Annotated in this window: 30 protein-coding genes and 1 pseudogene; 30 read left to right on the top strand and 1 reads right to left on the bottom strand. The window is 28.8% G+C overall.

Annotated elements, in window-relative coordinates:
• The 30 genes and pseudogenes from M4I33_RS13200 to M4I33_RS13055 form a co-directional block, all read left to right on the top strand.
• The coding region (locus M4I33_RS13200) for a DNA adenine methylase (RefSeq protein WP_257917234.1) at positions 1 to 392 on the top strand (392 nt) is incomplete at its 5' end.
• 16 nt (positions 393 to 408) lie between these two features.
• On the top strand, positions 409 to 630 hold the full coding sequence (locus M4I33_RS13195) for a hypothetical protein (protein WP_257917233.1): 222 nt from the start codon (positions 409 to 411) through the stop codon (positions 628 to 630).
• A 4-nt stretch (positions 631 to 634) separates the two neighbouring features.
• Positions 635 to 1,183 carry a site-specific integrase gene (locus M4I33_RS13190; protein WP_257917232.1) on the top strand — a complete coding sequence of 183 codons (549 nt, stop codon included), beginning with the start codon at positions 635 to 637 and terminating at the stop codon, positions 1,181 to 1,183.
• Between the two features lie 176 nt (positions 1,184 to 1,359).
• Positions 1,360 to 2,139, top strand: coding sequence for a hypothetical protein (locus M4I33_RS13185; RefSeq protein ID WP_257917231.1), 780 nt, complete (start codon positions 1,360 to 1,362; stop codon positions 2,137 to 2,139).
• A gap of 20 nt (positions 2,140 to 2,159) precedes the next feature.
• Positions 2,160 to 2,618 carry a hypothetical protein gene (locus M4I33_RS13180; protein WP_257917230.1) on the top strand — a complete coding sequence of 153 codons (459 nt, stop codon included), beginning with the start codon at positions 2,160 to 2,162 and terminating at the stop codon, positions 2,616 to 2,618.
• Positions 2,619 to 2,915: 297 nt separating this feature from the next.
• The gene (locus M4I33_RS13175; RefSeq protein ID WP_257917229.1) at positions 2,916 to 3,293 is read left to right on the top strand and encodes a phage terminase small subunit P27 family; all 378 of its coding nucleotides are present in this window, start codon (positions 2,916 to 2,918) and stop codon (positions 3,291 to 3,293) included.
• Positions 3,290 to 4,978, top strand: coding sequence for a terminase large subunit (locus M4I33_RS13170; protein ID WP_257917228.1), 1,689 nt, complete (start codon positions 3,290 to 3,292; stop codon positions 4,976 to 4,978). The genes M4I33_RS13175 and M4I33_RS13170 overlap by 4 nt, the downstream gene beginning before the upstream one ends.
• The gene (locus tag M4I33_RS13165; RefSeq protein WP_257917227.1) at positions 4,971 to 5,168 is read left to right on the top strand and encodes a hypothetical protein; all 198 of its coding nucleotides are present in this window, start codon (positions 4,971 to 4,973) and stop codon (positions 5,166 to 5,168) included. The genes M4I33_RS13170 and M4I33_RS13165 overlap by 8 nt, the downstream gene beginning before the upstream one ends.
• Positions 5,169 to 6,386 (top strand): phage portal protein, encoded by a 1,218-nt coding sequence (locus M4I33_RS13160; RefSeq protein ID WP_257917226.1) that lies wholly within the window; start codon positions 5,169 to 5,171, stop codon positions 6,384 to 6,386.
• Positions 6,373 to 7,011, top strand: a complete 639-nt coding sequence (locus M4I33_RS13155) for an HK97 family phage prohead protease (protein WP_257917225.1) — start codon at positions 6,373 to 6,375, stop codon at positions 7,009 to 7,011. Before M4I33_RS13160 ends, M4I33_RS13155 begins: the two co-directional genes overlap by 14 nt.
• A 31-nt stretch (positions 7,012 to 7,042) precedes the next feature.
• Positions 7,043 to 8,131, top strand: a complete 1,089-nt coding sequence (locus tag M4I33_RS13150) for a phage major capsid protein (protein ID WP_257917224.1) — start codon at positions 7,043 to 7,045, stop codon at positions 8,129 to 8,131.
• A gap of 2 nt (positions 8,132 to 8,133) precedes the next feature.
• Positions 8,134 to 8,418, top strand: a complete 285-nt coding sequence (locus tag M4I33_RS13145) for a head-tail connector protein (protein WP_257917223.1) — start codon at positions 8,134 to 8,136, stop codon at positions 8,416 to 8,418.
• Positions 8,419 to 8,739: a phage head closure protein gene (locus M4I33_RS13140; protein ID WP_257917222.1), complete on the top strand. Its 321-nt coding sequence runs from the start codon at positions 8,419 to 8,421 to the stop codon at positions 8,737 to 8,739.
• Positions 8,740 to 9,180: an HK97-gp10 family putative phage morphogenesis protein gene (locus M4I33_RS13135; RefSeq protein ID WP_257917221.1), complete on the top strand. Its 441-nt coding sequence runs from the start codon at positions 8,740 to 8,742 to the stop codon at positions 9,178 to 9,180. It abuts the gene before it with no gap.
• Positions 9,181 to 9,188: 8 nt separating this feature from the next.
• Entirely contained in the window at positions 9,189 to 9,545 is a 357-nt protein-coding gene (locus M4I33_RS13130; protein ID WP_257917220.1) for a hypothetical protein, read from the top strand.
• Between the two features lies 1 nt (position 9,546).
• Entirely contained in the window at positions 9,547 to 10,155 is a 609-nt protein-coding gene (locus tag M4I33_RS13125; protein WP_257917219.1) for a major tail protein, read from the top strand.
• A gap of 18 nt (positions 10,156 to 10,173) precedes the next feature.
• Complete coding sequence (gene gpG, locus M4I33_RS13120) at positions 10,174 to 10,485, top strand: phage tail assembly chaperone G (RefSeq protein ID WP_257917218.1); 312 nt, start codon at positions 10,174 to 10,176, stop codon at positions 10,483 to 10,485.
• A gap of 110 nt (positions 10,486 to 10,595) precedes the next feature.
• The gene (locus M4I33_RS13115) at positions 10,596 to 11,006 is read left to right on the top strand and encodes a hypothetical protein (protein ID WP_257917217.1); all 411 of its coding nucleotides are present in this window, start codon (positions 10,596 to 10,598) and stop codon (positions 11,004 to 11,006) included.
• Between the two features lie 45 nt (positions 11,007 to 11,051).
• Complete coding sequence (locus M4I33_RS13110) at positions 11,052 to 14,006, top strand: phage tail tape measure protein (RefSeq protein ID WP_257917216.1); 2,955 nt, start codon at positions 11,052 to 11,054, stop codon at positions 14,004 to 14,006.
• Complete coding sequence (locus M4I33_RS13105) at positions 13,999 to 14,715, top strand: distal tail protein Dit (RefSeq protein ID WP_257917215.1); 717 nt, start codon at positions 13,999 to 14,001, stop codon at positions 14,713 to 14,715. The genes M4I33_RS13110 and M4I33_RS13105 overlap by 8 nt, the downstream gene beginning before the upstream one ends.
• A 62-nt stretch (positions 14,716 to 14,777) precedes the next feature.
• The gene (locus M4I33_RS13100; protein WP_257917214.1) at positions 14,778 to 17,765 is read left to right on the top strand and encodes a phage tail spike protein; all 2,988 of its coding nucleotides are present in this window, start codon (positions 14,778 to 14,780) and stop codon (positions 17,763 to 17,765) included.
• 65 nt (positions 17,766 to 17,830) lie between these two features.
• Complete coding sequence (locus tag M4I33_RS13095; protein WP_257917213.1) at positions 17,831 to 20,812, top strand: phage baseplate upper protein; 2,982 nt, start codon at positions 17,831 to 17,833, stop codon at positions 20,810 to 20,812.
• A 16-nt stretch (positions 20,813 to 20,828) separates the two neighbouring features.
• Positions 20,829 to 21,293 (top strand): hypothetical protein, encoded by a 465-nt coding sequence (locus M4I33_RS13090; protein ID WP_257917212.1) that lies wholly within the window; start codon positions 20,829 to 20,831, stop codon positions 21,291 to 21,293.
• A 1-nt stretch (position 21,294) separates the two neighbouring features.
• A complete protein-coding gene (locus M4I33_RS13085) occupies positions 21,295 to 21,429 on the top strand; it encodes an XkdX family protein (RefSeq protein WP_257917211.1) in 135 nt (44 codons plus the stop codon).
• Between the two features lie 14 nt (positions 21,430 to 21,443).
• The gene (locus M4I33_RS13080) at positions 21,444 to 21,677 is read left to right on the top strand and encodes a hemolysin XhlA family protein (RefSeq protein WP_257917210.1); all 234 of its coding nucleotides are present in this window, start codon (positions 21,444 to 21,446) and stop codon (positions 21,675 to 21,677) included.
• 19 nt (positions 21,678 to 21,696) lie between these two features.
• On the top strand, positions 21,697 to 21,921 hold the full coding sequence (locus tag M4I33_RS13075) for a phage holin family protein (protein ID WP_257917209.1): 225 nt from the start codon (positions 21,697 to 21,699) through the stop codon (positions 21,919 to 21,921).
• A 111-nt stretch (positions 21,922 to 22,032) separates the two neighbouring features.
• Positions 22,033 to 22,944, top strand: a complete 912-nt coding sequence (locus M4I33_RS13070; RefSeq protein ID WP_257917208.1) for a GH25 family lysozyme — start codon at positions 22,033 to 22,035, stop codon at positions 22,942 to 22,944.
• Between the two features lie 220 nt (positions 22,945 to 23,164).
• Entirely contained in the window at positions 23,165 to 23,941 is a 777-nt protein-coding gene (locus M4I33_RS13065) for a hypothetical protein (RefSeq protein WP_257917207.1), read from the top strand.
• Between the two features lie 264 nt (positions 23,942 to 24,205).
• On the top strand, positions 24,206 to 24,412 hold the full coding sequence (locus M4I33_RS13060) for a hypothetical protein (RefSeq protein WP_257917206.1): 207 nt from the start codon (positions 24,206 to 24,208) through the stop codon (positions 24,410 to 24,412).
• A 21-nt stretch (positions 24,413 to 24,433) separates the two neighbouring features.
• Positions 24,434 to 24,937, top strand: a pseudogene (locus M4I33_RS13055) (FAD-dependent oxidoreductase); the annotation flags it as partial.
• A gap of 29 nt (positions 24,938 to 24,966) precedes the next feature.
• Here M4I33_RS13055 and M4I33_RS13050 read toward each other — a convergent pair.
• A complete protein-coding gene (locus tag M4I33_RS13050; protein WP_257917205.1) occupies positions 24,967 to 25,203 on the bottom strand; it encodes a hypothetical protein in 237 nt (78 codons plus the stop codon).
• Positions 25,204 to 25,255: the final 52 nt, after the last annotated feature.

The following is a 25,255-nucleotide window of genomic DNA, read 5'->3' as shown; positions in this document are numbered from 1 at the left end:
GCTACGGAACTACTTCTAAGCCAGCTCCTCATATTTTTTATAAAGGAATACTTAATGATCTTAAAGAACGTTTAAGAAATACTTTTGTTGAAAATCTATCATTTGAAAAAATAATAGATAAATATGATAGAGAATATAGTTTCTTCTTTTGTGATCCTCCTTATTTTGAAACTATGGGATATAGTTCAGAGTTTGGAGAGAAGGAGCACCTGCTATTAAGAGATAAACTTAAAAATATAAAAGGGAAATTTCTATTAACTATAAATGACCATCCGAAGGTAAGAGAGTGGTATAAAGATTTTAATATTGAAGAAATAGAAGTAAGTTATTCAGTATCAAGAAGTAAAGAAGCTAGAAAAAACTATGGTGAACTTATAATTACCAATTACTAAATTAGAGGTGAGAAGGGTGAATAATAAGATTAAAAAAATAAAAATGCCATTATATATGAAGTGGGAAGGAAAGCGACTACTATGTGCATGTAACTTCTTCTCACCACTATGTAATGATTATAAACGTGGCAAATGTGAAGAAGAAGTTGTAATTTATGATCCTTGCCAAGGAATCGAAGAATGTATGCAGCATAGTTCATTTAAAAGAGTTAATGGAGCATTAAAGCAAAGGGAGTGATTATATGAATTATGTTGAGCCTATAAGAGATAGTATCAAAGTTCAAGAGATAGCTAGTTATTTTAAAAAATATAGTGAAAGAAATTATATAATGTTTATTTTAGGTATTAATTCAGGACTTAGAATATCAGATATTTTAAGACTCAAAATTAAAGATGTTAAAGGTAAAGAGTATATATCTATAAGAGAAAAGAAAACTGGAAAGCAAAAAATATTCCCTATGACTCCGATATTAAAGAGAGAATTAAAGAAATACTGTTTAGATAGAGATTCAGAAGAATATCTTATTAAATCAAGAGTTGGTTATAATAGAGCAATTGGTAGAAAACAAGCTTATAGAATACTAAGTGAAGCAGGAGAAGTATTTGGGCTTTATAATTTAGGGACTCATACACTAAGGAAAACATTTGGTTATCACTTTTACAAGCAATATAAGGATGTAGTTACATTACAAAAGATATTTAATCATTCTGATCCTTCTATAACACTTCATTATATTGGAGTGGAACAGAGCCATATAAATCGTATGATTAAGGGTTTTAAAATTTATTAAATGGGACATAAAAGATTGATTGGGCATTGAATTTTTATAATAGCTTTAATCATTGATTTTATAAAGGGTTAGGCGATTTTGCTGAAAGCCACACATTATGTATTATGGGGCGTGTTTTACAAGTTATTGATTAAAAAGTTACCTCAATATATAATGTTGTAAAAGGGGGAATATTGTTGAGGAAGTTTTTTAGGAGGAATAGAGTTATATTAATACTGTTGGGCTTGATTATTTTATGGCTAGGAGCCTTTTCAGTTTTATATTTAACTTTAACGTCAAATACTATATTAAAAGAGTGGTCTGTTCAACTATTTATGTTAGCAGCAACTTTGTTTTCAGGATTATTAACTATGATTGGAGTTGTTTATACAATAAATGATGCCAATAATAAAGATGAAACTAATAGAAAAGAAAAAAACAAAAAAATTGCATTAATGATTTTTTTAGAAATGACACATTATTTTGAGAACTTAGAACAACTTGTTATAATAAATATCGATTTAGCTGTTAAAGATAAGCATAAATTTTTAAATTTATATGACAAATATTTTAACTTTGTAAAGTTAGATGTATCATTCAAAGAATGGATATATGATTTTATTCTAATAGATGATAGATATATTGGAGAAAAATTATTAAAATTTTACAATACATATATTAATACAATACATGAAAATGGATTAGATTTTGATAATGGAGTGCACAATTATACTACTTATGTTAAAAAAGTTTTATCGAATCAATATAATAATAACGTTAGTTCATTATTTGATTATGCTACTGCATTAACATCTGTTTCTACTGCTTTTGGATTTACGAATGTTAACATGTACGAAGATCAAATGGAAAGAGCTATTGAGCTACAATCAATTTTAAAAATAAGTAATTACAATAAATTTAATGATGAACTAAAAATGATTTTAGAATACTTAGAAAGTTTATGTTTTAGTGAATAATAACATATGGAGTAGTTTGAATGTTATTAAAGTTATGTAGCTATCATGGATGCAAGAAGATAGTTAAAGATGGTGTTAGCTATTGTGAGTATCATAGTAAAAAATATAATCTAGAGCAAAAGAAAAGATATAAAGAATATAAGAATAGAAGAATGCATAATGAAGAACAAAAGAGGTTTCAGTCTTTCTATAACTCTGATGCCTGGAGAAGGTTAAGGGATGTAGCAGCTAAATCTACACTTTGTATAGATGTAATAGAGTATTATAAATATAATAAGATCGTGCAGGGTGAAAGAGTTCATCATATTGTAGAGCTTAGTGATGATTATAATATGAGGTTGAATATAGATAACCTAATCTATTTAACTGAGAAGAATCACCGCATAGTTCATAGAGAGTATAACAAAGGTAACAAGGTTAAGATGCAAGAGTTACTTTTAAATTTAAAACTAAAATTTATAGAAGAATACGAACTATAAAAGAGTTAATTGTATGTAATTTATATATATAATTAACTCTTTTTATATATAAATCTATTTAAAATAGATACCCTTATTAAACGTATTATAATAAATATTTTTTATATTAATTAATACGACCTAATTTATAGATATGAATTTAATCTTTTTAACCGCTGGAGTTATCAAGGTTAGGGTGGGGGGTATCAAAAGTTTAAAGCTATTCTGAAAAGGTCGCGTAATCTAAGGACGTGAAAGATTTTTTGAAATTTTTTAGGGTAGGGGGGGTGCTGTGTCATGAAAGGAGGATAATTTTGTATGGCTAAATTAAAATGTCCGAGTTTTTTAGACAAAGATGCAAAAAAAGAATGGAAAAGAATTATCAAATTATTTGAAGAAGAAAAGAAAGAAATTACTGAAAAAGATATTAAAGCTTTGGAGAGATATTGTGCAAGTTATAGCGATATTTTGAAATTTTCATCATTGCTAGATCAGGAAGGATATTTAATCTATTCAAAAGATGGTTATCCTCAACAACATCCGTATTATCAAATGAAAAATAAGGCTATCGAAGAAATGAGAAACTGGATGAAGGAGTTAGGATTAACACCAGCATCAAGAGCTCGGATGAATAAAAAGATAGTAATGAATAGTGGTGGAACGGATGAAGAAATGGAAGAAATGATATCTAAATGATAATAAACAAAATAGATGAAATAAAAAAGCACATAGAAAAAAGTGTATTTATTCAAAAGAGTTATATATTAGATGATGTAATTTCAAAACAAAAAGAAAAATATGATGATGAAGTCTATTATTTTGATGAAGAAGAAGCAAGAAAGCTTTTTAAATTTTTATCTAAATTAACTTTGGATAAAGGAAAAAAGGGACAAAAAATTAAACTGTTAAGATTCCAGTTTGAAATACTTACATCTATTTTATGTGTAAGAAACAGGGAAACAAACTTTAGAAGATTTAAAGAAGCTCATTTAAATATCGGGCGTAAGAATGGTAAAGGTTCATTAGTTGCCTGGATAATTATATATTTATTTTATACTGAGGATACTTATGGAGCTGAATATATAATTGTTGCAAATGATATTAAACAAGCTACTAACTTATTTAATACTATTAAACTTACTATTAACAATAATAGAACACTTAAGAAATATGTAAAAATAACTGAATCTAAAAAAGAAATGTATAGAAAAGCTACTAATAGTACATTGAGGGTTCTTAGTAATGAAGGTGGAAACCTAGATTCATACGCTAGTTATATTGTAGTTTTAGATGAAGTTCATGAGTATAAAAGTGATGAAGCGTATTCAAAACTTATTACTGGGATGGGGCTTTGGGATGATCCTATTATGTTCACTACTACAACTGCATCAAGTGGTGAAGATGAAGAAAACTTAGAATACCAAATGTATAGTTATTCTAAAAAATTAGAAAAAAGAGAAATAGATGACGAAACATTTTTTTATGCTATTTATGAGGGCCAAAAGAATTGTGATATTTTCGATATAGACGAATGGTGCAACGCTAACCCAGCATTAGGATGTTTTAAAAAAGTAGATGACTTTATTAAATTAGCTAAGAAAGCTATGGCTATGAAAACTTTTGAAGCGAAATTCAGGAGATTATATTTAAATCAGCATATAGCAACAGATAATATTAAAAATGCTATAAATATGGAGCTTTGGAATAAGTGTACTCAAAAAATAGAGCTAGAGGAATTAAAGGATTATAAAGTTTGTTGGTGTGGTTTAGATTTATCATCTAAAAACGATATAACAGCTTTTGTTATGGTTTTTTATGATGAAGATAGAGATAAATATATAATCTACCCATTATTATTTACGCCTAAAAATACTCTAATGGAGAGAGAAGAAAATGATAAAAATCCATATTCAAGATGGGTTAAGGATGGGAATTTAATAGCCTTAGAAGGAAATTATATAAATTTTGAACAATTATTAGATTATCTTTATGATATGGATGAAATGTTTGAAATTGATAAAATTGGATTCGATAGGTGGGGCAGTCAGACCATACTAAATAGGTTAGAGGGCAAATGGGATATAATACCTCTAGGTCAAGGGTTTAAAACATTCACGCCATTTATTAATGACTTTGAAAATCTACTTATAGATGGACGACTAATAATTGCAGAAAATGAAGTATTTAATTTTATGGCAAAAAAGACTATTGCTATTTATGATGATGCATTAAATATTAAATACAGTAAAAAGAAATCTGAATTTAAGATTGATGGTATTATTGCTATGGTAATGGGACTTGGAATAGCGGTTGAAGAAAATGAAGTCGGACATTACGATCCTTTCGCTGAATTAGAAAAAATGGAGGAATGGGATGAATAAAATAAAAGATAAATATAAAAGAATAAAAGATACAGTTACTAAGAAATTGTTTATAGCAGACTTGTTGTTAATAATTTCTTTTTTTATTATTTTTTTTACTACATTTACTTGGAATAAATATATAGCTATGTACATTTTAGGAGCTGCAGTATTTGCATTAAGTTATTTTGTGCAGAAGGGTAGGAAATAAATGTTTTGGGATAAAGTAGAAAAAAGAAGTTTAGATGATAGCTTATCAAAATATACTTGGTCCGAATTATTTCAAAAAGGTTATGATGTTGTTCCAGAGCAGGAGCTTAAGGAAACTACATATCTTAGATGTATAAAATTTATTTCAGAAGGTGTAGCAAAATGTCCTTTAGTTTTGAAACAAAGAACAGATAAGGGAGAGGTTGAAGCGTATAATCATAAGGATTATGAAAAGTTAAGATTAAGACCTAATCCTTATATGACGGCAGTTGATTGTATAAAAGCGTGGGTAGCAACTGGGGAGCATTATGGGGTTAGTGGATTAGTAATTGATCGTGATACTAATTATTTATATCCTGCAAAAGTAACTGGAATAATAGTTGATGATGCAGGCTTAATAAGTTCTGAAAAGAGAAATAAAGTTTTAGTTGAGTATTCGTTAGTAAATGAGGTCGGTTATTGCTTTGAAGGAGATATTTTATTATATAAACCAGGATTAAGTTTTGATGGAATAAATACAAAAGCTAATAAGGACCTTCTTAAAGATGTTATAAATACAAATATTAAAGGGCAAAAGTATTTAAATAAACTATTTAATAATGGGCTTACAAATAAGATGATCATCCAATTAACGAGTGATATAAAAGATGAGAAGGAATTAAAAAAGATACAAGCTAAGTTTAGTAGGTTATATTCAAATGACGGGAGGACATTTACAGTACCCGCAGGATATAACGTATCAAACTTTAATTTAAGTTTAGCTGATGCACAATTTGAACAAATTAGAAAATTAAGTAGAAGAGAAATAGCTAATTGTTATGGGTTAAGTCCTTCTCAAATTGGAGATTTAGAGGACAGTAACAATAACAATATGGAAATGCAAAATTTAGGTTTTTTAACTGATACACTACTTATTAAATTTCAACAAATAGAACAGGAATTTGATTGGAAGTATATTTCTGAAAAAGACAGAAAAAAAGGTTATAAGGCTAGATTTAATCAACAAGTTATGCTTAGAACAGATTCTAAGACGCAAGCTGCAATATTAACAGAATATATTAAAAACTCGGGATATACGGTTAATGATGTAAGAGAAATATTAGGCAAAACGTTAGTTGAAGGTGGAGATGATATTTTAGTATCATCAGGAGTTTATAAATTAAAAGATTTAAGTGACATTACAAGAGCGAAAGGGGGTGGAAAAAATGAAAACAGATAAAGAGATTAGAAGTTTTGGAAAGTTTGAAATTAGGCAAGTTGGCGAAGGAGATTTAAAAGAAATTCATATTCAAGGATATGCTTTAACCTTTGATACTATTTCAGAAGATTTAGGATTTAAAGAAACAATTAAAAGGGGTGCATTAGATAATTGTGATTTATCTAATGTTATTTTGAATTATAACCATAATGATAATCTTATTTTAGCTAGGAATAGTAAAACATCTGGACCAGGAAGTTTAATATTAAGTGTAGATGATAAAGGATTATTTTTCGATGCTATACCAACAAATACAACTTATGCAAGAGATTTAATTGAAAATATGGAAAATGGAATTGTAGGAAAATGTAGTTTTGCTTTTTCTTTAGATTGGAAAGATGATTCAGCTCAATCTTGGGACTGGGATTTAGACGATAAAAGAGGTTATGATTTTAGAACTATAAATAAAATATATAAAATAAGTGATTGCAGCATTGTTGTAAATCCAGCTTATGAAAGTACTTCAAGCTCTGTTTATAAAAGAGCAAAGGAAGAAAATGAAAATGAAGTAAAAGAATTAAGAGAACTAGAAGAATTAAAAAAAGATATAGAGGTAACAGAGATTTTTAATGAACTACTAAATTAAGTAGTTCTTTTATTTTGGAAGGAGAATATAAATGGAAAAAATTTTAAAGTTAAAAGAGGAAATTAGATCATTAACTGAGGAGATGAAACAGTTAGTTGAAAAGAGAGATGTACAAGGAGCTAAGGAAATAAGAAACAAAATTAAAGAAAAGAGGGAGCTTCTTGAACTTGAAGAAGAAATTGTTGAGGAAGAAAAAAGAAGTTTAAAAACTCAACAAAATAAAAGAAGGAAAGATCCTAATGTAAAAGTAAATGAAATGAGAGCAATTACAAAGCTTATTACTGGGATGGGCGAATTATCTGCTGAAGAAAGAGCACTAATATCTAGTGATAAAAATGCTGCAATTATTCCTAAAGAATTTGTAAATCAAGTTATAGAATTACAAAAAGGCTTTGGATCATTAAAAGAATACTGTGATGTAATTCCTGTAAATAAAAATGAAGGTACAATACCAGTTGTAGATTTAGATCAAAATGATTTAGCAGATGTTGAAGAAGGAAAAGATATCGTAACAGGTGATTTAGTTACTAAAGAGGTTAAGTATAAATGCAGCAAGGTTGGTTTAATACAAGAAATAACATCTGAAACTTTAGATGATGCTGTACTTGATGTTGAAACATTAGTTAGAAAAAACTTTGTAAATATAGCTACTGTAAAAGAAAATGCTAAGATTATGAAAGTAATAGCAGACAATGCAACAGAAGTAACTGGTGCTACTACTTACGAGGATGTTGAAACTGCTATGGATTCATCATTACCTTCAGTTAAAAATGGACTTATGACAATTACAAATGTTGCAGGATATTGTTTACTAAAAAATATGAAAGACAAGGAAGGAAGAAAATTAAATTTAATAACTAATGTCAATGGAGTAGAATACTTCAATAATAAACCAATAGTAACAGTTGATGATGCTTTAGTTAAATTAACAGAAGGAAAGAAATGTGTATTCTATGTACTTAATTTCAAAGAAGCAGTTAAATATTTAGATAGAAAGCAAATAACTATTGCAAAATCAGACGAAGCAGGATTTGAAAATGATACAAGCAAGATAAGAATTTTAGAAAGATTCGTACCAGAGCTTGGATCTGCAAGAAGCATTAAAAAGATTGAGATATAATTATGCTAGGAATCGAAGAAGTTAAACAATATATACAAGTGGATACTAAGTTTGATGATGAACTTATTAAACAATTAATAGAGCAGGCTGAAATATACATTGATAGTTGCGTTGGGGAAGAGTATAAAAATTTCCCAAACAAAGTAAAAATGGCAAATTTATTAATTAAAAAAGTAGTATCTGATTTATATGATAATAGAGGGCTAGATTTAAAAAATAAAAGTGGATATGATTCAATATCAAATACAATACTAGATTTATTATCAAATTGTGGCGGAGATGATTAAATGCTAAAAGAAAGAATTGAAATTAAAAAAAATGAAGACATAGTTGAAAAAGGAAGCAGAGTTGGAGTCAACTCACTTCCTTTTTATTCTTGTAGGGCAGAGGTTTTAAGTTTATATGGACAAGAGCTCTATGGAGCATTAAACATAAAGTTAGAAAATACAGTTATATTTAAAGTGAGATATTGCAAAGAATTAGAAGAATTAAGGGATAAGGATAAATTTATAGTTAGTTGGAATGGAAGAGATTATAAAATTTATTATCCTGATTTCCTAAACTATAAAAAAGATTTTATTAAACTAAAGTGTAATGAGATTATTTAGATGGATATAGATATGAAATTTATAGGCTTGGATGAATTGATAAAAACAGCCGAAAAATTATCCACTAATTCTGAATTGGAAAAGACCAATAAAAATTTATTAAAGGATTGTGGAGATTTAGCTTATCAAGCTGTAAAACCTTTGATTCATAAAAGCGCTGATAATAGTAAAAGTGGAAGAAAAGGGACTAGACCTAATGGACACGCTGCTGATAATGTCCCATCACCTAAATTTAAAAGAAAAAATGGTTATTTGTATGTTTTAGTTGGATGGGATAAATCAGATAATTCGCCTTATTATTATATGAAAATGGAAGAATGGGGAACTTCTCAAAGACCTCCACATCATGCTTTTGGTAAGGTTAATGCAATTATGAAAAAGAAATATGATGATATAGCTTATAAATATTATGATAGGTTAATTAAATCATTAGAAAAGTAGGTGTTTAGTTGAAATTTAATATTATTGAATTGGTTTATGATATCTTAGAGCCTTGTAATGTAGATATAATTGAAGGTTGGTATGATAAAGATTTAAATAAAACTCATATTACTGTTCACGAATATCTAACGCAAGATGATGATTTTTATGATGATGAGAATTTAACTGTAGAGCATAATATACAAGTTGATGTTTGGGGTAAATATTCAAAAGAAGTTAATGATCTAAGAGACTTTTGTAAGGACTCTTTAAAGAAAGCTGATTTCATTTTTAATCAAGGTGAAAATTTATATGAAACAGATACAAAAATATATCATAGAGCAATGAGATTTACTTATATAGAAGAATTAAAAGGAGATGAATAGTATGGCACAAAGAAAAGGTGTCTGTGATTTTACTGTAGCAGATATTGAGAAAGATGATTCAGGAAATTATAGTGCAACTAATTTAACAAAATTAATGAAGGCTGCATCAGCAAAAATAAAATTAAAGTATACAAGTGAGTTTGTATATTTTGATGATATAGTAGACGAAATAGACCAGGACTTTGAAGGTGGAGAAATAGAACTTGAAGGAGATTATTTGACTGCTGAAATAGTTGAAAGAATAAGAGGACATAAGAATTTAAATGGTATGTCAGTTACTAATGCAGAGGATAAGGCTAATGATGTTTGTATTTTATTTAGAAGTAAAATGACTAATGGAAAATATAAATTTTATTGTTTTTACAGGGTTAATTTTGGTGCTGAAGAAGAAGAGGATTTTGAAGGAATCGGTAAAAAGGCTAAAAGACAAAACACTAAAATTAAAGGAACTATAATGGCAAGAAAAAAAGATAACTTAGTTAAGGTTGATGCATCAGAAACTGAATTTATAAGCGGTGGAGTTACAGATGCAGCTGACATATTAAAGGCTTGGTTTACTAAAGTTCCAGAGCCTTCTACAATTACTGTTCCAGAAAAAACACAAAAATAAAGATAAGGTGGTTATATTATGAAAATTAAAATATTAGATAAAACATTTGATAGTGGGAAAATTGTAAGAAAGAAATATAAAATTTATACTGAAGCTAAAGAAAAACTAAATAATAAAAATGGTGTTGAATATACAGATGAAGATTTAGATTTAATGGTTAATACATTAGTTTCTATATATGATAATCAATTTACAGAAGAAGATATAAATGACAACTTTGAAATAGCAGACATTATTTTTGAGTTTATGCATTGCGACATTGAAGTTATGGGTAAATTAGATAGTAAAATAGATAAAGCAACAAAGGTTTTTACGAAGAACAAGAAATAGAAAATTTAAGTATTTCTTGTTTAGGAAAGAAATTTTATATTTCTGAATTAACTGGAGGAAAATTTAAAAAATACTTAGAGTACAAAAAGAATATAAAAGAAAATATATGCTTGATATATAAAGTTTTAAAGTTATTTTTTAATAATTTAAGAGATTCTGATTTAGATAAAATTTCAATACATGATCTATATTATGTCTTTTATTTTATAGAGCTATATGTAAAAGAAATTATAATAGAGAAGTTTAGGGAGTTAAATAAAGAAAATTATATTGAAATTGAGGAGTCAATATTTGATGATTTTGACAAAGAAAATGGGTATGTAATTGAAGAGCATATAGATATATATGAAAATTTAATCAATTTACTTAATGATGTTTTTAGATTTTCAATAAAACATTGTAAAAATAGTTTAAGAGACTGCCTTGAAATTAATCTAGTTGATTTATTAGATTATGTAAAAAGTGAAATTGAATACTTAGAAGAGCATAAAGATGATTCAGAAGATTATTTAGAAGAATAAATAATCTTCTTTTTTTATTCATTTTAGATGCAAGGAGGTGAGTATTTGAGTGCTAATGTAAAAATAGGTGCTAATAGTTCTGATTTCCAAAAGCAAATGACTGAAATGACTAGACAATTAAAAGTATTAGGCAGTCAATTTAACTTATCATCAACGCAAGCTAAATTGTTTGGGAAAGAAGCTGATAAACTTAAAGTTTCTCAATCTGAGTTATCTGCAAAAATGAAAATTCAAAATTCTATGGTTGAGTTGCAACAGAAAGTAATGCAGAAACTTAATCAAGATTTAGATAAGCAAAAGAAAGCTCGTGATTTATTAAATAAAAAAATAGAAGAAACAAGTAAAAAGTATAAAGAAGCTGTAGATGTTACAGGCAAAAACTCTGCAAAGTCAAAAGAACTTAAGCAAGAGCTTAACAAATTAAAAGAAAGCTATGCTGTTAACGATAGAGCTATTGAAACTACTAATAAGAAACTAGATCAAGCAACTGTAAAAATGAATAAAAGCAAAAAAGCTTTAATGGAAAATCAGCATGCATTAGATGAAGTAAATAAAAAAATAAAATCAGTTAAACTCGACAATGTAACAGGTAAACTTGATAAAGTAAGTAAAGCAACAGGGTCAATATCTTCAAAAATGGCACCCTTAGCACTTGGAATAACAGGAGCAGGAGTAGTTGCTACTAAGTTTAGTATGGATTATCAAGACGGACTGGCTAATATAAATACACTTTTAGATGATCATAGCCATTTAGATGGATATAAAAATAAAATAATGGATGTGTCTAATCAAACAGGAATGGATTTAAAGACTGTAACAGATGGTATGTACACAGCAATATCAAGTATAGGTGACGGTGGAAAAGAAACTGAATTAATATTTGATACAATGGCAAAAGGTGCTAAAGCTGGTGGAGCAGCGGTTGCTGATTCGGTTGCTCTTATATCTGCAGGTATGAAAGGATATGGACAAGTAAACAACGAAACCGCAAAGAAAATATCTGACTTGGCATTCCAAACAGCAAAACTAGGAGTTACTACATTCCCAGAAATGGCAGCTTCAATGCAACCACTTTTCCCACTAGCATCAGGACTAAATGTAAAAATGACTGATTTGTATGGCTCTATGGCAACATTAACTGGAGTTACAGGAAACACAAGCGAAGTATCAACTCAGTTAAAGGCTGTATTTAGTAATCTTATGAGACCTACTGGAGATATGCAAAAGGTTATGCAAAAATACGGTTATGCTAATGGACAAGCTATGATAAAAGCTCAAGGGTTAACTGGAGTATTAAAGATTGTTCAAAAGGAAACTGGCGGTCAATCCGATAAGATGGCTAAATTATTTAGTAGTACAGAAGCTACAACTGCAATGACTGCTTTATGTGGAAAAAACTTTAGTGACTTTACAACAAAAACTAAGGCTATGGAAAGTGCAGCAGGTTCAACTGATACTGCATTAAAGAAAATTAATGATACAACAGGAAATAATTTAAGAACATCTTTAAATAAAGCTAAAAACTCAATGATTCAGTTTGGAGAAATACTATCTCCTGTAGTTTCAAAGCTTGCAGATGGGCTTTCTAAAGTAACAGGAGCATTTAACTCTCTTAGTGAAGGACAAAGGAAAGTAGTTTTAGGAATAGGTGCAGGAGTTGTTGGATTTACAGGTTTATTCTTTGGAGTTAGTAAAGTAACAGGAGCTGTTAGTGATGCTATAAAAAATTATAAAAAAATAAAAAGTTTAATGGAAAAATGGACTATAGCAACTAAGCTTCAAACTGCAGCACAAAGAGTTTTAAATTTCGTTATGAATATGAACCCTATTGGATTGATAGTAATGGGAATTGCAGCATTAATAGCAGGATTAGTATTACTTTATAAAAAGTGTGAATGGTTTAGAAATGGTGTTAATGCATTAGGAAAAGCTATAATGCAGGGTATAAAATCATTTCCTAAAAAGTTCAAACAACTAAAAGATAAGATAGTTGAGATTCTTGTTAGCATAAAAAATAAAGCGGTTGAGGTTTGGAATAGTATTAAAAATTTCTTTACTACATCAATTCCAAATTTCCTTAAATGGTTATGGGAACAAATAAAATTAATTCCTAAACGTATTGGAGAAGGACTTGGATATTTAGCAGGACTTATTGTTAAGGGAATAATGGGGATATGGAGTTTTATAACTAAAACAATACCTAATGGTATTGCTGCAATTATTAAATGGTTTATGGCTTTACCAGGCAAACTATGGAATGCTTTATTACAAGCTATAAATAATATCGCAAAGTGGGGAAGCGAAACTTATGAAAAGGGAAGACAGGCAGCAGAAAAAACTATATTAGCTATTATAGATTGGTTTAAAAAATTGCCTAGTAGGATTTGGCAATGGTTGTGTAGTGCATGTAGAAAAGTTATTGACTGGGGTAGTAACCTTTGGGATGCAGCGTGTGACGCAGGTGGAAAATTAGTGGATGGTATTGTTGATACTGTTAAAAATCTTCCAAGTAAAATGCTTAGTATTGGAAAGGATATTGTTAAAGGTATCTGGGAAGGTATAACAAGTATGGGAAGTTGGATATTAGGAGGTATAGGAGACTTTTGTGGTGGACTTGTAGATGGATTTAAAGGAGCATTGGACATACATAGTCCTAGTAGAGTATTAAAAAATGAAGTAGGTAAATATATGGCTCAAGGGGTTGGAGTTGGATATATTGAAGAAATGGACCACGTAAATCTTGATATTAAGCAAAGTCTTAACAGAACAATTAATACTAATATTAAACCAACAATATCAAATGCAGATATTGATAGCATAAATTCAAGGCTAAATACTAATACAACAAACAATATATTTGTAATAGTTGAAAATACAAATACTATGGACGGAGAGGTCGTTTCTAAAAACGTTTATAAAAAGGTTGCTAGAAAAATAAAAGGTGATAAGGACGAATATAGAGTATCAAGAGGAAAGAAAGGAGATGTGAGAATTGCTTAGATATTATGTAGCTATAGGAAGTGAAACTGTAGAGGGTTTAAGTTATGATTCTGATTTTGGATTAAAAGCAATCTCTAGGTCGAATTTTCCTGCTCTACAAAGAAAAGTTAAAAGCTATGAAATAGATGGTGTAGATGGTACTCAATATGAAACTAATGGGTATCAAGATAGAGTATTTACTGTTAATTATAACTTTATAGATAGAAATTATATAAATAATTCTGTAAGAAAAATACGAAAATGGTTAGATAATTTAGTGGGTAAAAGATTAAGCTTAGCTGATGATCCTGAATATTTTTATTTTATCAAGAAAGTTGATTATGAAAATATTGAAAGGATAAAAAAAAGAAAGGGCAAATTTTCAGTAACATTTACCTTAGCACCATTTGCTTATAAATTTTCTAATAATCAATTTATAGATGTTGAAAATGGGGTGTCATTATATAATGATGGAGATTTTGAAAGTAAGCCACTTATAAAAGTAAGAGGAAACGGATACGTTAAAATGTGGATTAATGATTTTTTAATCGGATTTGATGTTGCTGATGAAGTCCTAATTAATAGTGAAAAGGAATTATGTATTGAATCTAATATAAATAAGAATATTAAACAAGGTAAATACCCTTTATTAAAACAAGAAGAAAATATAATTAGATGGGAAGGAAATGTAGTTAGTGTTAGTATTAACCCTAACTACATTTATTATTGATAAATATGATACAGCTATATAAATTTAATAATAATGATTTTAGTAAAAATGGTGACATTGTTTTGAAACCAACTTATTGTATATTAACAATGGAACTTTTAACAGGATTAAATTCAATAGAGCTTAAACACCCATATGATAAAGATGGTAGATGGAGATTAATTGAAAAAGATTCAGTAGTTAGTGTTCCAACTCCGTATATTAATATTCCAGATCAACTCTATAGAATTTATAGTATAGAAAAAGATGATGATGAATTAACTGTAAGAGCTAGACATATCTTTTATGATTTGATTGATACAATTATAAAAGATTATGATAATAAAGATAATATATTTGATGTAAGATGTGTTAATTGCAACGGTCAACAGGCGTTGAATAAGATATTTAGAAATACTGGTTTTAGTGCTAGTAGTAATATCTTAGAATTAAATACATCTTATTTTTATTGCAAAAATATAATTGAAGCTTTATCTGGTGAAGAAAACTCGTTCTTAAGTAGATGGGGAGGGGAGTTATTTTTAAACAACTTTAATATCTCTATAAACTATAAAGTTGGAATGGATAATGGCGTTACCATATCATACGGTAGAAATCTACAGGGCTTATTAGAAGAGATTAGTTGGGAAAGTGTAGTCACTAGAATAATACCAATAGGCTTTGATGGGATAATGTTATCTGGAAATAAACCTTGGGTAGATAGTCCATTAATAAAAAAATATTCCCATGTATATGAGAAACCAATTAAATTTGAAAATATTAAACTTAAAGGTACTCAAAATAATTCTGGAGATGATGCAGAGGGTTTTGATACTATAGAAGAGGCTAGAGCCGAATTAATTAAATGTTGCGAAAATGAATTTGCTAAAGGAATAGATAAGCCGTTAGTTAATTATAAAGTTGATTTTCTTGATTTATCAAAGCTAGATGAATTTAAAGACTATAAAATTTTAACAGAGTTATTACTAGGTGATGAAGTATCAATAAAACATAAACTATTAAACATTGATTTAAAAGCTAGGTTAATAAAATTTGAATATAATGTTTTAGATGAAAAAATGGAAACTTTAGAACTTGGCAGCTATTTAACAACTCTATCAGAAGAAGAAGCAAATTCATCTATTAATATTGATAATCTAAAGAGTAGCTTTGATGGAGAAGGATATTTAAAAGGTAGTTCAATTAAGGGGATAATAGATGCATTAAAAGCCCCAGTAGTTGCGCAAAAAACAGTAGCTAAAAAATTAGATAGTGTAGCATGGAAAATGGAAGTTTTAGATCCTGATGATCCTAACTTTGGATGTATGCAAGCAGGAACAAAAGGACTTTTATTAGCTGATAAAAGAACACCAGACAATAGAGATTGGGATTATACAACAGCAATAACTCCTAGAGGAATTGTAGCAGATACAATCGTAACTGGTATTTTAACATCTGTTGTAATTCAAAATGCAACTGGTTCATCATATTGGAACTTAGATACTGGGGATTTCTGCTTAAATGGTGGTCGTATAATCGGTAAAAATGAAAACTTTGAAATGGATTTAAAACAAGATGGAGAACTTACGTTTAAAAATAATGGGCAGAAGGCTATTAAAATTCATAACAACTCTATTGACTTGTTTAACTGGAAAAAGGATAGTGATTATATTGGGGGATTAAAAGCATTTATTCTAGGTGATGATGCTGATAAACCTTTTGTCGGCTTGGCAAATGATTTTGATAGTGCTGTAGGTATAAGTTATCCAAAAGATAATGGCATGTTCGGACAGTATATTATATTTGATAAATATAATGCTATGAAAGATAGTGCTGTAGCACCAATTAAAATTTTAGAAAATGTTGAAATGAATCACTATAACTTATATAATCCTGTAATAAAAGCTGATAAAACTGTACCTATTTATGCTAATGGGAAAAAGGTAGCCGATTTTACAGATAAAGCAATTTTTCTTTATTCTAATGATAAATTAGTGGCTCAGTTACAAGATAACGGCTTATGGCTACACGTTCCTATACTTAACAAACATGGTAATACTGTTTTAGATCCAGATGCACCACAAGGAGAAACTACAGACGGTTCTGATGAACTAAGAAACAAAGTAGTTAATAGTGCAAGAAAGCTTATAGGTAAGTGGTATGTATGGGGTGGTAATTATCCTCCACTTGGTACAGATAGTGGAACTGATTGTAGCGGATTGATGCAATTCGCTTATAACGACAATGGTATTAAAATTAGTAGAACTACATATACACAAATTAAAGAAGGTACAGAAGTATCAGAGGGCGATTTAAAGCCTGGCGATTTAGTATTTCCGTCTACAGAACACGTATTTATGTATAGTGGTGAAAGTAATGGTCGTCATATGTGTGTTGAAGCAGCACATACTGGAACTCAAATAAGAGAAAGAGCTTTCAGCTGGGGTTCTGGCTATAGAGCTAGAAGAATAATAAAAGAGAGTAGTTCTGGTGGCGGTGGTTCTGTAGGAGGTTCTGCAGAAAGTAAAGCGAGTGCTAATATTCTTTACTATGTAAAAGGTATAGAAGGTTTTGGACCTAACTATTACTATGATTCAGTCGGAGTTAGAACTCTAGGGTACGGAATGACAGGTGGAGAACTAAATGGCATAAGAGTTCCAATTAGCGAGGCAAGTGCAACTCATTATTTAACTAAATTTTTTAACAGAGATTATTACGAACAGGTTTTAAGAATAGTTAAAAGTAAAGGTGTTAAAAATCCAAAACAAAGAGAAATAGATGCCTTTGCAAGTTTTGCTTATAACTTAGGAGTACCCGCTTTTTCTGATTCAACTCTACTAAAAAAATACGTAGCAGGTGAGCGTGGAGAAGCTATCCACGAGCAATTTAAAAGATGGGTTCATGCAGGTGGTTCAGTTCATGCAGGACTTGTAAGAAGAAGAGAAGAAGAATGGAAAATATTCAGTAATTCAGGTCATGTTGCTGGATACGATGGAAGACCTTATATAGAGATAATTAATGGTGGTGGTTCAGTAACTTCTAATGGAGGATATGGAGCATCACCTTATTAATATAAAACTTTAAAAAGGAGTTACGATTTTAAGTAACTTCTTTTTATTTTAGAAAGGAGTAAACAATGGCATTAAATAATAAACTTATAGTCTTAGATATAGATAAAAGATTTAATAGATTATTATTAGGTAAAAGTTTAGATACTACAGGCGCTAGAAGTTATAGAATGAGACTTATATATAATAATTCAGCTTTTGATTTAACAGGTTTAACAGTTCAGGTAGGGGGTACAAAGCCTGACGGCTTTGGTGTCTTATCTAGTTGTAAAGTTATAGATGTTTTAAAAGGAATTATAGAGGTAGATTTTACAACTCAAATGCTAACAACACCAGGTATATTAAAACTTGAAATAATCTTTTTAAAAGGTGATATAAGACTTTCTTCAATACCTTTTGAAGTAGAGGTTATTCAAAGCGCAACTAATTATAATCAGATGATAAGCTCAAATGATTTCTTAGTTTTTCAAGATGAATTAAGAAAAATGAGATCTCAAATGGATGCTGCAGTAGATAAAATAAACTCTAGATATAATATTACTGAAGATAAAGCTAACAAATTAATAGATGCTATGCAGCATACTGTAGATGGAACAATAGCAAATGAAGTATACAACAATACTTATGAAACTATTGAAGGAACAAATATTAAATGTGATACAAAATTTGATGGGTATACTAAAGATTTGATTATAGAAGGGAAAACTATTCAAAATTTATTGCCTGAAATAAAAAATGAAAATTTTCAACTTAGTAATAGTTTAATTCAAGATGGTTCATTTGTACTTAAATATGGTGAGAATGTAAATGCAACAAGAATATTTTGTTCAAAAAATAAGGAACTACTAAAACCAAATACAGCTTATACGGTTGTTGTAGACATAGAAGAAAATACTGCTAAAACAGCTTTAGGAATGAGTGCTTATCAAACTATATTAACCCCTGAGAAGAATTCATTTGAAAACTTAACTGGAAGATCAATAATGAAATGTACTTCTAAAAATCCAACGGATATTACTAATTGTCTTTATGGAATACAATTCTGCATATGGGCTGATGGAGGTAATTTAAGTACAAATATTAAATTTAAAGCTATGATCCTTGAAGGTGATTGGACTGACAAAGAAATCCCTTCTTACTTTGAAGATATAAAATCAGTTGGCGATTTAAATAATAATAAAGTTAATATTATAAGTAATGGAAAAAATTTATTTGATATCAAAAATCCAACTCTATTAAATAAAAGATATATTGCAAAAGATGGCTCAATAAATGTTAGTGGCGGTTGGAGTGTTATAGAAGAATTTTGGAACTGTTCTAATTATAGAAATAAAACTATTACTATAAATAAAGGGATAGATTCAACTTTTGGAGTAGCTTATTTTGCATATTATGATAGTAACAAGCAATTTCTAGGAACAATACTACCTTCAATATCAAATAGATATCCTACGTTTAATGTACCAAAAAATGCAAGCTTTATTCGATTTTCAGTTAGAGAAGAACATATAGATGGAACAACAATCCAAATTAATGAAGGTATTAAAACAGAAGAGTTTGAATCATACGTTTCTAATAAAAAAGAAATCTTATTACCAATTACAGATGGTTTAAAAAGTTTACCAAATGGAGTATGTGATAGGGTTTACGAAAAAAATGGTGAAGTAATTTTAGAACAAAATGTAGGTTCTTACCACATAAATATAGATGACTCAAATACTAAATTGAGTTACTATACATCAGATGATAAATTTGTTATCAGAGATGATAAAATGAGCGTAACTTTTTCAAATGAAAATATATGTAATATAATCTGTAATACGTTACCTGTTAATACTGCTTATGCAGATAGTAAACAAATATTAGGAATTAGTGGATGGATGGATCACTCAGCTATTTTAGTAGGTGTTTTCCCATCAAACTCAATGCCTTTAGAAGAAAAATGGGAGTATCTTTATAACTGGTTTAAAACACATCCAACATATGTTTATTATCAATTATCAGAACCTATATATCATAAAATTAAGGATTGCAAAAGATTAAAACTAAGACTTTATAATAGAGAATCATATGTAAACTCTAATAATATAGTAAAACCAATTATTAAATTTGGGTATCCAGGAACATTAAGAAGTTCAGTAGATAATACTTTTGAATCTATAACTAATATGATTCCAGAGGATATAGGCGCACTATCACCTGAAAATTTAGGCAAATGGCGTTTCTTTGATAGAGATTTAAAAGTAAATGATAAAAGAGCTCTAGTTGGATATAATGATGCAGATGGAAATAGGTTAGTTATCAACTACGGTAATGATTTTAAAAATGGTGTATATATTTATGGCCCAGTAGTTTTAGATGGATTACCATTAGGAGCTACGAGTGCAACAGAGTTTAAAAATTGCATACCTATAATTGATAACGGACAAGTAATGGAAATAGGTCGATATATTGATTTTCACTATGATGGAGGTGGAAAAACTGATTTTCATTCGAGAATAGAGTGCGGTGGATATAGAGATTTAAGAGTCATTGGTCACTTATCTACTTCTGAAGGAGAAATAGCAGCATCAGCGAATGGGAATAAGGCAATATTAGGTTCAGGACCTAAAGATGTTTTCGTGTGTAATAATAACTCTCAAAAATACTTACAATTAAAGAATGATGGTGACTTATGTTACTCCGATAGGAAAGTGCAACTTGACCCACAAGCATCCCCTTTATGGCGTGGGTACCACCATATGACGGATGATGAAATTATAACACCTACTAAAAAGCTATCTCAATGTACTAATGGTTGGGTTTTAGTATGGTCCGATTTTAATACAGGAGGAACTGGGGAAGACTTTAATTTTTGTTTAACTTATATTCCTAAAAATACACCTTGGAAAAATGGACAAGGATATAACTTTTGTACTCCAACCGATATGGGTGAAGATTCATTTACAGCTAAATATATTTATGTGTTTGATGATCATATTGCAGGGCATAAGGATAATAAAACAGGTAAAAGAGCAGATGTAGTTATAAGAGCTGTTCTTGAATACTAATAAGGAGGCGTGTGTTATGTATGTACAAATAGATTTAGATTTGAGAGTTACAGGTTATTCGAGTAATAAAGAAAATGAAACTGATATAGAAATAGAAGATAGTGTTTTAAATGGGATATTTGAAAAATGTCCTATTTTTTATGTCTATAATTCAGATACTAAAACATTTGAATATAAGGAAGAGCTATCCGAACAATATAAGCAAAATAAAGAGGATGATAAAAGTCCAACTGAAATTTTAATGATGGAAATATCAAAGAACAAAATAGCTTTAATGCAGCAACAGAATGTAAATAAAACTCTCCTTGAACAATCAGGAAAGGATAAATTAACATATATGCAGCAAAAAGAGTTAAATAAGCAAGTTGTCGAAGAAGCTGCAAAAGTTAAAATCGATAATATGAAACAACAAGAATTAAATAAAAGTTTAATAAATGAAATAGCAAATATAAAAATAGCAAATATGAAAGGTGGTAATTAGTATGGATTTTTGGAAACTATTTTGGAGTTATACAGCTGATATGGATATGTTAAGACAGGCTGTAAAAACTGAAAAGAATGTTTATGGAGATATTACACCAGAAGAGTTCAAAGAAATAACAGGAGAGGACTTTTAGAAAGGAATAGCATTATGCATGAAGAATTAGTTGAGGATAAATTAAAAACACATGATAAAAGGTTAAATAATCATGCAGATAGATTAGATAAATTGGAGCAAGGGCAAGCAGAAATGAAAATAGAAATTAAAAACTTAGTCAAAAGCTTAGATAGTTTAACTGCAGCATTAAAATGGTTAATAGGATTATTAGGAGGAAGCATAGTAGGCTTCTTTTTTTATGCAATCCAAACACATATATTTAAATAAAAGAAAGAAGGAATGTAAAATGAAAGTAAAAGAAATTATCAAAAGATTAAAAAATACAGGAACTATAGTAGCTATAGCAAGTGCTGTAGTCATGATAGTTGCAAACCTTGGATTTAGCGTAGATAGTGACAAAGTAATGTATATAGTAAATTCTTTATGTGGTATTGGCGTAGCTTTAGGAGTATTAAACAATCCAACTACAAAAGGAATAGATGTAATAAACAAAAAAGAAACAAATTCATAATATAATATAGTCGATAAATTTGGACCTAGGAGGTCTTTTTTTATTGACTAAGTTTACAAAATATAAGATTAAAAAGTAATTAACTATATAATGAAGAAAGAAGGAATTTAAATGTTAAAAGGAATAGACGTATCAGAACATCAAGGAAGAGTAGATTGGGAGAAGGTTAAAGATAATGTTGACTTTGTTATGCTAAGAGCTGGTTATGGAAAAAATAATATTGATAAGCAGTTTATTAGAAATATTAAAGAATGTAATAGATTAGGAATTAAAGTTGGAGTGTATTGGTTTAGCTATGCTTATACTGTTGAAATGGCAAGACAAGAAGCAAAATATTGTTTAGCTGCAATTAAAGATTATAAGGTAGAATACCCAGTTTGCTTTGACTTAGAATATGATACTAGAAATTATGCTGAGAAAAATGGAGTAACATTAACTAAGAGATTAGCTACAGATATGGTTAAAGCTTTTTGTAATGAAGTTGAAAGTCAAAAATATTGGGCTATGAACTATGCTAATCCAGACTTCATAAATAATCAGTTTTATCAAAATGAATTAGATAGATACTCATTATGGATTGCATGGTATGGAGCAACAGAGTCTAATGCAAAAAAATATGGATGTGAAATGTGGCAATATACTGAAGATGGAACTATTAAGGGAATTGGAACTAATTCAGTTGATGTTAATTATGATTATAGAAACTTTGCTAAAGCTATTAGAGATAAGGGGCTAAATAATTTAGGACAATCCTCTTCTAATAATGATGCTAAATATGATAAAGAATATTCAGAACACGGTGTATGTACAGTTGCTGTTGATAAATTAAATATCAGAAATAAACCCTCTTTAGATGGGAAAGTTGAAGGTTCTTATACTAGAGGTGAGAGTGTTTCATACGACTATGTAATAGATAATGATGGGTATAGATGGATTAGATGGATTGGAGCGTCAAGTGGTAAATACAGATATATGGCTGTAAGAGATTTAAAAACAAATAAAAGGTTAGGTTATTGTAAATAAAATTAAGGCAGGGGCTAATGCCCCTGCCTTTTTTATTTTGGGTGGGTATTTGAGTATTTTTTATATTTATTGATAGCTAAATTATAACCAAATAAGTTTACTATATACATAATTTAATGAAATTTTTCAAAATATATAATAAGTCTTACTAATTATATTTATTATTCTGTATATATTTGATAAATAATACTGGTAGTGTATAGAAGGGATAAAATTAATCATGAAAAAACTAAAAATTTCAATAGCTGTTATAGTAGTTTTTATAACATTAGTTGGATCAACTAATAAGATGATACCCAACTTAATCGATGGAGGATATGTAAATTTATTATTTAATGTAAATGATGACCTTAATCAACAAGGCTTAACATATTGGAATGATAATTTTTATATAGGCTTTGATGTAGGTTCCAATAAAGGAGAAATTATTAAATATAGTAAAACAGGAATTAAAATTTCATCAACTGGTAAAATTGGAATTGGTCATACCGCAGATCTTGGATTTAGAAAAAAGAATGGGAAAATCTATGTAGCAAATGGAGGAGGTTCTAATCGTACTCACGTATATGAAGTAGATTTCAATAAAAAGCACATTACCAAAGATATAAATTTAGAACAATTTGGTACCGCTGCTTTATTAGCAATTGACAATGAAAAAGACAGACTTATACTACATACTTCAAAAGGTGGAGACACTGGTAAGATAACATTCAGTATACTTAACTTTAATGGAAAATTATTAGAAGAGCAATTTGAAATTTCTAATCAAGGGACGCCACAAGGATTAGAATATTATAAATCAATGTTATATTATTACACGAACAATACTATTACTTGTATTAATGTAAAAACTCATAGTATAGTTGGAAAGTTTCATATTAAAGAAAAAGGAGAAAGTGAAGGAATTACACTAGTACAAGATGGTTCTACTACATATTTAGCAATCGGTTATAAAAAGAACAATCGGGTATATTCTATTAAATTAAATAATATTTAAATCAAGCTTACTTTTAAACATAATTTATAAAGGCAGGAACTAATTAAAGCACCTGCCTTTTCCTTTTCCACTGTTGAGGTGATTGTGTATAAAGGATTTACATTAATCGAATTATTTTAATTATAGACAAAAATATAAATTATATACAAATATTCATAAAATATTTAATTTATAGAACTGATAATAACCATATTAATGATAAAAATATATTATAATGGAAATAAGTAGAATGTAATTTTAAATATATTTAGGGGGTAAATAGATATGAAATCAAGGCTTAAAAAAATAACTGCTCCAATGATTGGAATAATAATTTCTATTTTAGCTTTAATTTTAATGTTAATTACAGTAATAATTTCGATGGTTTCAAAAGAATTAAATACACAAACAATTATTATATTTATATCAACAATTACTATAACAATATCTAATGTTGTTATATTCAACGCAAACCGAAAAAAGAGTACTTAATCTAGTTGTTCTTTTGTTCATACAGCACATGCAAAATTGATGACAACTTATTATCCTCTTCATAAGTTGAGAAAAATAGAAGGACTAGAAAAAGCTAAGTTTGTTGATCCTTATGCTGGAAGCAAAGGGAATTCCATAAGATATTTATCAGTAGCACCTCGAAATAATGATATGCAAGTTATAGGAGTAAATAATCTTTTTTGTGGTGGAGAAAAATCTGGTTTATTTGTTGGACATACTGAAGCAATTGCTACAGGGACTTTAGCAGGGCATAATGCAGTACGAATGATATTAGGAATACCATTGCTTCAGCTTCCTAGAAGTCTATCTGTTGGTGATATAATAGCATTTGCAAACGATAGTTTAATTTTAAATAAAGGCAAACAGAAAAGATATACCTTTGCAGGTTCACTCTACTTTCAAAGAATGAAAAACAATAATTTATATTCTATTAATATAAAAGAAATTGAAGACAGAGTTAAAAAAGTTGGGTTAGAAAATATCTTTAATCTAAAATTAATCTAAAATTATTAAAGAGCAGTTTTAACTGCTCTTTAATAATTAATACCACATTTATTAATACACTCAATTTTATCTGAACTACAAGGTGTAACAGCATATGTCATCTTACAATTAGGACATTTGCATACTAGGGTTTTCATCTCAAAAACTTCTCCACAGCCACAGATTATACTATGATTTGTTTTAGGAGACATATTTTCAAAACCCTTTCCCCTTACTAGATCTGCTATAGACTTTCCATCAGAAATTGAACTACAATTACATGCCATTTTAATCACTCCTTCATCTTATTATATAATTTAATATAAAAAAAGTTTGTAA

The sequence above is a fragment of the Clostridium sp. LY3-2 genome, from assembly GCF_024705715.1.
Taxonomy (GTDB): Bacteria; Bacillota; Clostridia; order Clostridiales; family Clostridiaceae; genus Clostridium.
This window is presented reverse-complemented; position numbering and strand designations above follow the sequence as displayed.